Below are 11,329 nucleotides of genomic sequence, written 5' to 3' on the forward strand. Positions count from 1 at the left end.
ATCATGGACTCATATCCAGGACACTCCATTCCTCCGTTCCACCCAGAGTAGAATACGAATTAACCGAAATAGGCATTGAACTTATTCCAATATGGGAAACTTTGAGCAGTTGGGGCTCAAAACACAGAAAGTTAAATCAACTAACCTAGTTTCCATTCAGGTCTTTCAAAGTGGCAGGTGTATCCGTATGGCTGCTTTTGCAAGTAATTTTGGTGTTCTTCTTCAGCATTCCAAAAATCGGCGACAGGAACTACTTCCGTTATAATTGGCCCGGGCCATTTACCAGAAGCTTCCATATCTGCGATTAAAGCCTTTGCGGTTTCCCTTTGTGTTTCATCCATAAAAAAAATGGCTGACCGATAAGAGGTTCCTATGTCGTTTCCCTGTCTGTTCCGTGTTGTTGGATCATGGATCTGGAAGAAGTATTCAAGGAGCGAACGATAGGATAAAAGTGCTGGATCAAATATGATTTCAATGGCTTCAGCATGTGTTCCATGATTCCGGTAAGTTGCGTTGGGAACATCCCCTCCAGTGTATCCAACCACCGTTGAAATAACACCTGGCTGGTGCCTTATAAGTTCTTCTACCCCCCAAAAACAACCGCCCGCCAGAATGGCTTTTTCTGTATTCATATAGCTTTTCTTTTTAATTGAATAAAGGTACGATGCTAATGCACTATTTGTATAATAGAAATCCCATTTTCATCAAAAACCTCCAGTACCGACGAACTGATTCCTACTAGCGCCATACTCTTTACCAATTCCTGACCAATATCCTCGCTGCAAACAACTCGGAGAATCTTATCACAATCGTCGAGATCAACAGACCATTCTAAGATATTAGAAAAAGTATAAATAACCTCGAAAACATGCCGTAAATCAATTGGCGTATCAATTACAGGGGATAGAATAATAACGTATCTGGACATTGGAACTAACTGATTGAGATGACAAATATATAAAATAATTTGCAAACAAACCAATCGTTCGGTATCTTTGAGGAATGGAAAATCCATATAAAAGAAAGAAAGATCCGGAAGCCAGTAAACAATTGATTCTTCATATAGCAGCCGAAATAGGTGCCACAGCCGGCTGGCATCAGGTCACTTTCCAAGCGATTTCCGATCAAACCGGATTGAGTAAGGGTGGCATTATCCATCATTTTCGTAATAAAGAAGAGCTACTGGAAGAATTGGTACACCAAAGCCTTGTTGAACTGACCGAGTGGACCATTGAAGAAAAAAGAGCCTCAGGAAATGACATCGCCCCCCTTGCCTTTCTTCGCTTCGTTATCAAAAAAAGCAGTGATCTACATTATAGGAGAACTATGAAAGTCATTTTGCAAGCGGCACTTATTAATGAGCACTATAAAAAAATGTGGGAAGAATGGTTTACCAATCATATTGGGGGTGGATCAGTAGCAGATCTGGATATCAACAGCCTGATCATTATCCTTGTTGCAGATGGACTTTGGTACGCTGATAACCTTGGACTTTATGGCATCAACAACGAAAAGAAAAAGCAGATCGTTAACAAATTACTCAACTTAAACTAATTTCATGAACAGTTCTAACGAGACTACAGTCCACGAAGACAAAACATTTAATAGCATCAATTATGCAGAAAAGAGACTGGAGAACCGAGAATTTATCAAATGTGAATTTGTAAACTGTGATTTCTCCAAGAGTGATTTAAGCCATAATGATTTTATGGATTGTCATTTTAAACAATGCAATTTCTCACTTACTGTGGTTACAGGTACCGGATTTAAGGATGTTACTTTTACCGGCTGTAAAATACTGGGAATTGATTTTTCTAAATGCAATAAGTTTCTATTTTCTTTTAATTTTGAGCGGAGCCATCTGGATTATTCAACTTTTTATGGCACAAAACTTAAGAAAACAAACTTCACGGAATGTTCACTTAAAGAAACTGATTTTGAAGAATGCGATTTAACCTCAAGCGTATTCCATAACTGTGATCTTTCAGGCGCAACATTTGTCAAATCCGTTCTAGAGAAAACAGACTTCCGTACGGCAAAGAACTTTAGCCTTGATCCGGCTATCAATAAAGTAAAACAGGCGAAATTTTCCGCATTGAATCTTTCTGGCCTGCTTTACCAATACAACCTAGATATTGATTATCATGGTGAATAATATGCGTCAAATTATTTAATGGCAACAGTATGGTTAAGCTTGTTGTAACCTGTTAAAGCTTCCCATACATCTTTATTCGCCAAGCGGATGCTGTACTCGGGCCTATCAGCAATACTTGCATACTCATCTGGCAGGTGAAGCAACATTTCATATTCACCTGTTGCAAATTCGGAAGGTATTTTTATACTTTCCTCTACCTTAAAACTTCCCGAATACCATCTCCTTACATCGGTAGCAAGAGCAAAGGAGTTCAAGTCGCCATTTGCCTTATTCCGTAGCACCAGTTTTATTGTTCTTTTATTGTAAGGCGATGCATACCCAACGTTTTTAACATTGAGTACTACATTTAAGCTTGTGCCTTTCACAGCATTATCAGGTAAAACTGCAGATTGCAAGACAAAGCGATAGCCCAGGTTTTTTTTAATATTATCCATACAACCTCCAGTTTGCCAGTCATTATTTACTGCAGTATTATAATGAGCATTCAGATAGCTAAAGTGCATGGCTGCAAGTTCTTCCTGGGTTTTACCGGCTGGCTCACAATCGTTAAGACTATAGTCATCCGAACAGGTTTCTCCACCAACAACAACATATCGGCTGTCGGCCTTCGTATAATCCCTTAAAGTATTTAAAACCATACCGTCTGATGCTCTTGGTGTACTGCTATTTCCATAATCCTCATAGGTCCCAAAGTCATTAGCACTGGCAAGGAAACAATCATTATGAAAACCGATACGAGATTCATCTGACATCGTGAATGCCATAAGCTCAGCAAGTGGTGCTGAAGAAAGTGCTGAGTTTACGCCGAACAAAAAGCGTTGCTTAAATTGTGGGTAGCGAACCTGAACCATTCTATCGGCTGGCACCGCAGCAAGTAAGGCCTTCAATACCTCTACCCTGTCTCGCCAGTTCTGATCTGTTAGTTTACTCTCCTGTCCACCATTCATAGAGGCATCACCAAAGAAATCAGTATAATAATTCTCTCCCCAGGTACCAATAAATCCAAGCTGTATACAAGCTATCACATCTGCATTCTCTGTAAGTACAGGTTTAAGCTGTGCAATATGGCTCAAAACAACAGACTTAGCGGCATCTCCATAAGTTGGGCAAATAAATCCTTCCGGACAGTTACCCGGACGCGCAGTAGCAGTATACACAAAACGCGGAATCAGTTTCACTCCTGCTGCTCTTGCAGCAGCCATATCTTTTTTAATATTATTCAGAAACGATTCTGAGATGCTAGTGGTGGTTACATTGTCTAGAATATAATACCTGAAAACGAGCGTGCTATATATTTTGTAATTTGCTGTAGAAACATCCTGTAAGGAGCGATAAGTTATAAGTGTTTCTACATCAAGTACGGTATAGCTACTTGCAGCGGTTTCTGAGTAACGGTAAAATCCCCGTTCAGGATTAGGAAAATCTTCGGTACTTTCTGAGTAAGTTACATTCACCTTCTCTACCTTAACCAAACTTTCGTTTTCCTCTTTACAGGAACTAAAAAACAGAAGGATAACAGTAGAAAAAATTAAAACGCTAAGGGTCAATTTTATATTCATGATGATTTTCTTCTAAATGAATTTGTTTAAAGCTTGAAAAAGATATTACGCTTGTACAGCCAGTAACAAAGTGCCCATTCAACCAGAAGCGTACTTAAAGCGGTCACTACAGCACTAACATCGGTCGGTAATCCAAACAACATTGCTAAAATATCTCCTGTAAAAATTCCGACTACACCATTCAGCCATTGCACACCAATAGTTTCGAAAAATATATAGATAAATATGGCATTCATTCCCATTACAGCGCATATCCACACGTATTTTGTACATTGCTTTACGTCAACTAACCAGTACACCGCAGCCAGCATAATTAACACCCAACCACCTGATGCAAACACAAAAGAGCTAGTGCTTATTCTTTTTATAATTGGGGTAACCTGTAAAGCATCTAGCCCGAATCCAATCATTAGAGCAAGCAAGCCAAACCCGATCAGCACCTTTATTTTATAAGATGCTGATCGCGCTGAAATTAAAAGTTTTCCTGCAAGCACACCCCAAATTGTATGCGCTGTAGTCGGTATTGCATTTATGGCCACCCAACCATCTGGATTGATCTTACCCATGAGTAGTGTATCTGCATACGATCCAAAATTATGACCTTCTACAAATGGCTGATCAAAACCTGGCATCAGTATCAAACGGTACATTGTTTCCGTAAGCAGCAGTAATGCCACGGAACTGATGATTTGCCAGTTGTACGATCTGCCAATCATCAGGTAGGCAAGCAAAGTGGTAAAAGCCAATTGAGTAAGCACATTCCAAAGTTCCCAGACTGGCTTCCCTGCATACACACAGTGAAGTCCAACACCAAAAAGGAAAAGCTTAAAACTCCTGATTACGATATGACTCCAATTCTTTTCCCAGGTACTCCCCTTCTCCAATTTGCGGCTATAGGAGATATACATGGCCGCTCCTGCCATAAACATAAATGCCGGTTGTACCAAATCCCAAAATCGCAATCCATGCCATGGATGATGAAAAAACTGCTCAATAAGAATTGCCGCGGGCTGTACCGGATTAAGACCTTTGAGGGCTCCATATAGATGGCAACTCTCTGCACAAAGCAAAAACATGATTAATCCTCTCATCACATCAAGAGATACCACACGTCCGGCAACAAATTGAGTTGCTGTATTTTTAGCCATAAGAAATTATTTTAAAAACTACTCACTCATATCAAGCAGGAATGCCGAAGCTCCTGCATCAGGAATACTGCCAAGGGTTACCGACCAATCACTTTTTGTGGCCATAATTCCAATTCGCATTCCAGTGCCTGTTAGCCCCTTCAGCTTTCCACGGGCAATACGCATTTCAAACCTCAAAACACCAGCGGTTTCTGTAACAGTACCTACGTTATAAGCCTCTGAAATGGACTGTTGAGCAAAGCTAAAGCTATTTTGTGCACCATTATGGTAAAAGATGTCTACACCTGAGCTCAACAGTTGTCCCTCCAGCAGAATATCAAACCCACCATCCGCATAGGCACTTAATAAACCCGTGCCAGCACTATTGTCTGAGTCAATATAGAAATCGAAGATATCGCCATTGGCTCTTTTAGAATTCATCTCTATATATACGTAAATAAAATTGCCATCGTAATCAAATTTAGCTGATCGGAAAATACCTCCTTCCGGACCGGCAGTAAGGATATTGGTAGTCACTTTATCCCAGTCACTCAAGGTATTGTCATCAAGCTTAACAGGTGAAGTTTTAGCAATTCTGATAACGGTAGAGGCCTCCGTTACACTTCCATTTATTGTTGCATAAAGTGTTGTTACGTATTTACCTTTACCTGCATACTCGTGTACAGGATTGGCATCAGTAGAAGAACCTCCATCGCCAAAGTCCCACCTGTATGATGAAATACCTGTTGTTACTGTTTTAAAGGCAACCTGATTACCATCCACTGTAAGGTCATAAAGCAAATCCGTCAGTTTTGGGGTATTATCCTTTTTACAGGAGTATAATATGGTAACCGCTGTGATCATGATCAGCAATCGGAATATGTTATTTTTTAAATTCTTCATATCAATAAAATATTTATAATCGACATTTTAATATTGGATTATTGATTTTGAGTAGCAAGCGTATTACTCAGCACTTCATCTATAGGCACAAAATAAATGATCCTGGGATTAGTGTAGTTCACAGACAGGTCAGCATAACCAGTTGGTGTCTTACTCAAATCAATATCTGTTTCTTTTAATCCGGCCAGGTGATAACCCCAATAAGCTTTACTCATAGCTCTCTTATTGCGATAAATATCGTAGGTTCTATGCCCTTCAAAAGCCATTTCTATACGTTTCTCTTCCAGAACAACGTCTAATGCCGAATACCCTGATGGCAATGTTTTATTGTATAAAGAATTCTCCAGTCCGCGATTTTTACGGATCAGATCTACGTCGTCAAGAGCGGCGCCAGTATTGCTTAACTTAGCTTCTGCCTCTGCTCTATTCAAATACATTTCTGATAAACGGAACATGATTGGGGAGCTTAGATTTGGAAGGCCACCCTGGAAAGAAAACTTGCTTATATAATATACTTCGAGGCCATTTTTCTTCTGAATAATTCCATTGCCATCTTTCAGCGGGACGATGTAAGACCAACGAACATCTTCAGGATGTTTTGACATCACATTCCTCAAAGAAGAAGAAGCATACTCCTCGCCCCATCCCGAATTCCCGTCGGAATAGATCATCGATGCGATAGATCCAAATTTACCATAATCGTCAACTGGGGTAAAGGCAATACAAAAAATCGTTTCGGTACTTGTTTGCGCATTGGCAAATAAGGAAGGATAGGCCGCAGCAGTCGCAAGACTGAACCGTTTAGAATTGATCACCATATTGGCATATTCAATGGCTTTCTGATTATCTTCTTTGTACAAGTTCACTCGTGATAACAATGCCCAGGCGGCTTCTTTTGATGCATATTGCACTGTTCTCGGCTGGGTCATTAAAGAAGCAGCCTTCTCCGCATCGGCAATAACAGCAGCATATACTTCTGCAACCGTAGACCTCTTCTTTTTAGATGGATCAGTAAGGTTTGTACGCAGGATAACCCCATCAGCATTAGGATCAACGCTATAAGGTTTACCAAACAACCTGACCAGGTTAAAATGACAAAACGCTCTTAGAAAATAACATTCGCCAAGCAGTTGCAGCTTTGCCGGATCCTGTGTTCCCGACTTTTCTACAGCTTCAATTACCGTATTGACACCAGTAATTATTTTGTAAGACACATACCAAAAATACCTGGTGTTGCCTTGCGAGGGTGAATGACCAAGACTAAAGCTATAAAACAGAGGGTCGGTAGTGACTTGTCCGCATACAATATCATCACTGGCAAAGTCAGACAAATGATAAAACTGACGAAAATACATATTGTTTTGATCTATTGTACCGTTAAATGTAATATGATCTTTAAACAAAGCATAAGCACCATTTAAAGCATTGGTTAAGCCGTCAGTAGTAGTAATCAGTGTTTCCGTACTAATGGCATCACTTGGTGCAACATCAAGATTTTTGCAGCTGTTCCCAAAGATAAGTAGGAGAACAATTATGGAGAATAAATACTTTTTCATATGCTTAAAAGTTGAAGTTAGCGGTAAATAAATATTGCCTGTTATTTGGATATTTGAAGTCTGATACCCCTGGCGTTATAAAACTTCCTGAACTAATCGTTGTTTGTGGATCCTGACCTAAGAAATTCGAAAATGTAGCCACATTATCAGCCGTAACTCCTAAGGTGATTGCTTTAAAGTGCAGTTTCTTTACCAACGACGCAGGCAAGGCATAGCTAAATGAAATATTTCTGATTGTAAAATAACTGCCGTTTTTAAGATAACGGGTAGATGTTTCTGTAGAATTTGCTGAATTCTGAGGGCTTGGCTCAGTAGCATCAGTATCACCAGGACCAGACCAGATCTTAGCGCCATCCGGTAGTCTGATCTGGTTATAATAAGGTTCGTGTCCATCGTTCATCATAAAACGAAGGTTGTTGCTAAACACTTTATTGCCATAGTTAAAGTAAGTACTTACACGTAAATTGAAACCTTTAAAACTCAAACTATTATTGAAACCACCCTGATACTTGGGCAACGCCGATCCTGATTCCTGAGTAGTAGCTTCCGCATAATTTAGTGTTTTCTCACTCGCAACCGCTTTGCCTTCTTCATTATAAATCAGCTTTTCCCAGACAGGTGCTCCGGTCTGACTATCTATTCCAAGCCATTTAGGCATATAAAATTCGTAAAGATTACCTCCATTGCGATAAATCTGGGAAATGCTCCACGATCCTGTCTTCACAATGTCTGCCGGTAAACCATATAATTTATTGCTGTTAAAGTTTATTGTAAAATCTGTAGTCCATTCGAAATCCGTTGTTTTTATGTTTGTAGTATTAATTCCTAATTCGATCCCTTTGTTAATTACATTTCCGGCATTTTCCCATTTCGTTTCAAAGCCAACAGACAAAGGCTGCGAAACTTGCAGAAGCAGATCTTTAGTATTGTTACGATACACATCAACGGTAACGTTAACTCTTTTAAATAAGCCGATATCAATACCAGCATTAATTTGATGCTTACTTTCCCAGGTTAGATTAGGACTCGCGAGCTGATAAGGCACAGCTCCGGTTAATGAATTGTATTGAGTGGTTAAAGAATACAGACCAAGATACCTCGATGAACCAATATCCTGCGTTCCCGTAATACCATAACTTAACCTTAGCTTTAAATTATCAATGAGGGTACTGTTTTTCAAGAAATCTTCATTACTTGCCAACCAGGCCCCTGACACTGAAGGAAAGGAAGCGTACCTATTTCCTTCCGGAAAAGCAGAGGAGCCATCAATACGAAACGAGCCTGATAAAAAGTAGCGGCTTTTATAATTATAGTTAACCTGCGATAATCCAGACTGCAGGTAACTTTTATCGGTAAATCCATTTACAAGTTGGTTGTTAGATACAACATTAAGTACCTTCAGTCCTTCTGGCAAACCTTTACCCGAAGCTCCAGAGTATTCTGTTTGTCCAGCTTCCAGGGCTATCCCCGCCAATCCTGTAATAGAGTGATCACCAAATTGAAAATTAAACTTAAATAGGTTATTGGAGATAACACCATAATTCAGCGTATTCAACTCATCAATAAAACCAGTACCATGATAAGTGCCTGCTACAATTGGAGAGAAATAATTTTTCCCTTTATTAAAACCCGCAGAGCCTCTGTTTGTACTAGAAAAAGTTAACCACCTGTTAATGTTATAGTTTAATCCAAAGTCATAATTTACATCAAACCCTTTGTAAGGATGTTCAGAATTCTTCACCGTATGGATTGGATTGATTTTATCTCGCGACCACCATTTAAAGGCCGAATTCCCATCTACATATATAGGCGTGCCATTTTCATCATATGGATTGTCCCAAGGCAGATTTAAAAAGGAATAATACACATCGTTGTAATCATAACTTTTACCCATTGATGCACTCAGGTTGATGTTATTGGTAATACTTAATTTCTTAGAGAATGTGTATGTTGAATTAGCGCGGAGGTTAATGCGCTGAAAACCTGTGTTCAAAAATGTTCCCTTTTCATTATAGTAAGATGCACCTACATAATAATTATTCTTTTCTGTACTTCCACTGGCCGACAGGTAAAATGCATTAACGGGAGCAGGTTTAAAGGATTCTTTTGACCAGTCATAATCCTGATTCAAGAGTGATAACGGGCGTTCACTATAAAATTTAATCAGATCTATCTTGTATGAATTATCTGTTGCACCAACAATATAATCCCGGTAAAATTCTTTTTGGGAGTCATACAGTTCAGCACTGTTCATCACATCCAGTTTACCAAAATCAGCTGTCCTAAATCCTGATGTAGCTTTAAACTCAAAGTTGGTTTCTCCGGATGTAGCTCGTTTTGTATTTATAATAATAACGCCTGCATTTGCCTGAGAGCCGTACAAAGCCGTAGCTCCGGCATCTTTAAGCACCGTAATTGATGCAACATCATTAGGATCATAATTCCCTCCAATAATCCCATCTACAACTGTAAGCGGACTTTGGTTGGCATTCACGGAAGATACCCCTCTTAATCTTATTTCAGGAACAGCACCCGGTGCACCGGAACTGTTTACTACTTGCAAACCTGCCACTTTACCCTGGAGCATCGTGCCTATATTATTAGCCGTTACATCTTTTAATTTCACTGATGAGACAACAGCAACAGCACTTGTCAGTTCATTCTGCTTCTTACTATCGTAACCAACAACGATGACATTGTTTAGCTGACCAACATCCTCCATTAGTGTTATAACTAATTGTTGATTTTTAACAACCTCTACTTCTTTGCGGATGTAACCTATAAATGAAACAATCAATGTTGCAGGCTCCTGTACATCTTTTAAAAGGAAAATCCCTTCATCGTTTGTACTTACAACCTTACCCTCTCCTTTTACACTTACTGATGCTCCTGGAAGAGGCTTTCCTTTATTATCTACCACTTTTCCCGTGATATCAGCTCTAACTGGCAAAGCTGTTATTTGTTGAAACGTAGGCCTTGCCAACGATTTGATAAGAATTACTTTCTGATCTATCTTATATGTCAATTGCAAATCCTTCAACAAAGATTGCAATACAGTTTCTAACTCTACATTATTAAATTCGGCATTAATTAAAAGATTTCCATTGACGTTCTGATCTGAATACAGCACTTTATATCCGGTCTGTTTTTTGATTTCTTGAAAAACCTGACGTAGTGCAACCTGTCGTTTATTATAACTAAATCGCTGCGCAAAACTGGTTGCACTTACTTGCAGTAAACAGCTGGTCATTATAATTATGATCAAGTTAATTCTCATTAGTAATTTTCTTTTATCGGCTGTAGCAAATTGCCGGACAACCGAATTCATAACTGATAAAAATTCTGGAGGTAGCCATTGGCATGGCACACCTAGGTTAAAAGTATATAATTTCATACCTTTGAAGCTTGGGTTAATACGTTAAACTGATCTGGAATTTGTTTTTTATGGTTAACTCAGATATTGCTATGGAAGTGCTGAAACACTTTCATAGCTTTTTTCTTAAAAACCTGCGCGGAAATATCAGCTTGCTTTGCCTTTGATTCTTTTCATTTTGGTTTTGTTTAGTTGTTGATTGTTGGTTAGGTTATTTTACTTTTATCGTCTTGCCTTCTATGGCAAAGCGCACATTACTGGTTTCTTCAAGCATCCTCAATATGACGGATACATTTTCAAATCGGGAGACGGAGCCACTAAAAGTAGGGACATCCAGTGGCGAACCGAGATTGCGTACATAGACAATATCTACATTATACCATCTCGATACCTTCCTTAAAATATCGGTTAGCGGGTCTTTATTAAAAACGAACTCCCCATTTTTCCAATCTACCGCATCACTGGCATTTACAGCTTTTACATTAAGCTTACCTCCTATAAATACTGATTGCTCTCCTGGAACCAGAACAACATTATTATTCACCTTTACAGATCCTTCTAACAATGTAGTTTTAACTCCATTCTCGTCGTCATATGCATTTACATTAAAATGAGTACCAAGAACTTTAACTTCCTGACCTGAACTACGTACCAGG

General features: G+C 39.1%; 11 protein-coding genes. 3 read left to right on the forward strand and 8 right to left on the reverse strand.

All coding sequences use genetic code 11. The features are described 5' to 3' along the window. The first annotated feature begins 11 nt into the window (after positions 1 to 11). Entirely contained in the window at positions 12 to 149 is a 138-nt protein-coding gene (locus AC1DDX_RS14045) for a winged helix-turn-helix transcriptional regulator (RefSeq protein WP_477622182.1), read from the forward strand. Here AC1DDX_RS14045 and msrA read toward each other — a convergent pair. Both msrA and AC1DDX_RS14055 read right to left on the reverse strand, forming a co-directional pair. After that, positions 141 to 632, reverse strand: a complete 492-nt coding sequence (gene msrA, locus AC1DDX_RS14050; RefSeq protein WP_172659670.1) for a peptide-methionine (S)-S-oxide reductase MsrA — start codon at positions 630 to 632, stop codon at positions 141 to 143. The genes AC1DDX_RS14045 and msrA overlap by 9 nt on opposite strands. A gap of 35 nt (positions 633 to 667) precedes the next feature. Continuing rightward, positions 668 to 928 carry a hypothetical protein gene (locus tag AC1DDX_RS14055; RefSeq protein WP_172659669.1) on the reverse strand — a complete coding sequence of 87 codons (261 nt, stop codon included), beginning with the start codon at positions 926 to 928 and terminating at the stop codon, positions 668 to 670. A gap of 74 nt (positions 929 to 1,002) precedes the next feature. On the opposite strand from AC1DDX_RS14055, the gene AC1DDX_RS14060 reads away from it, so the two are divergent. After that, on the forward strand, positions 1,003 to 1,554 hold the full coding sequence (locus AC1DDX_RS14060; RefSeq protein ID WP_172659668.1) for a TetR/AcrR family transcriptional regulator: 552 nt from the start codon (positions 1,003 to 1,005) through the stop codon (positions 1,552 to 1,554). Between the two features lie 4 nt (positions 1,555 to 1,558). After that, positions 1,559 to 2,155, forward strand: coding sequence for a pentapeptide repeat-containing protein (locus AC1DDX_RS14065; protein WP_288878781.1), 597 nt, complete (start codon positions 1,559 to 1,561; stop codon positions 2,153 to 2,155). An 11-nt stretch (positions 2,156 to 2,166) separates the two neighbouring features. On the opposite strand, the gene AC1DDX_RS14070 is transcribed toward AC1DDX_RS14065, so the two are convergent. From AC1DDX_RS14070 to AC1DDX_RS14095, 6 genes are all read right to left on the reverse strand, one after another. Further along, a complete protein-coding gene (locus tag AC1DDX_RS14070) occupies positions 2,167 to 3,714 on the reverse strand; it encodes a DUF4832 domain-containing protein (RefSeq protein ID WP_172659666.1) in 1,548 nt (515 codons plus the stop codon). 26 nt (positions 3,715 to 3,740) lie between these two features. Then, on the reverse strand, positions 3,741 to 4,862 hold the full coding sequence (locus AC1DDX_RS14075) for an acyltransferase family protein (protein ID WP_337716516.1): 1,122 nt from the start codon (positions 4,860 to 4,862) through the stop codon (positions 3,741 to 3,743). An 18-nt stretch (positions 4,863 to 4,880) separates the two neighbouring features. After that, positions 4,881 to 5,744, reverse strand: a complete 864-nt coding sequence (locus tag AC1DDX_RS14080) for a PKD domain-containing protein (protein ID WP_337716513.1) — start codon at positions 5,742 to 5,744, stop codon at positions 4,881 to 4,883. Between the two features lie 38 nt (positions 5,745 to 5,782). Next, the gene (locus AC1DDX_RS14085; RefSeq protein ID WP_477622180.1) at positions 5,783 to 7,300 is read right to left on the reverse strand and encodes a RagB/SusD family nutrient uptake outer membrane protein; all 1,518 of its coding nucleotides are present in this window, start codon (positions 7,298 to 7,300) and stop codon (positions 5,783 to 5,785) included. A gap of 4 nt (positions 7,301 to 7,304) precedes the next feature. Continuing rightward, on the reverse strand, positions 7,305 to 10,550 hold the full coding sequence (locus AC1DDX_RS14090; protein WP_288878775.1) for a SusC/RagA family TonB-linked outer membrane protein: 3,246 nt from the start codon (positions 10,548 to 10,550) through the stop codon (positions 7,305 to 7,307). Between the two features lie 334 nt (positions 10,551 to 10,884). Continuing rightward, positions 10,885 to 11,329: FecR family protein (locus AC1DDX_RS14095; protein WP_477622181.1), on the reverse strand; the 445-nt coding region annotated here is incomplete at its 5' end.

The sequence above is a fragment of the Pedobacter sp. 10L46_2 genome, assembly GCF_056395165.1.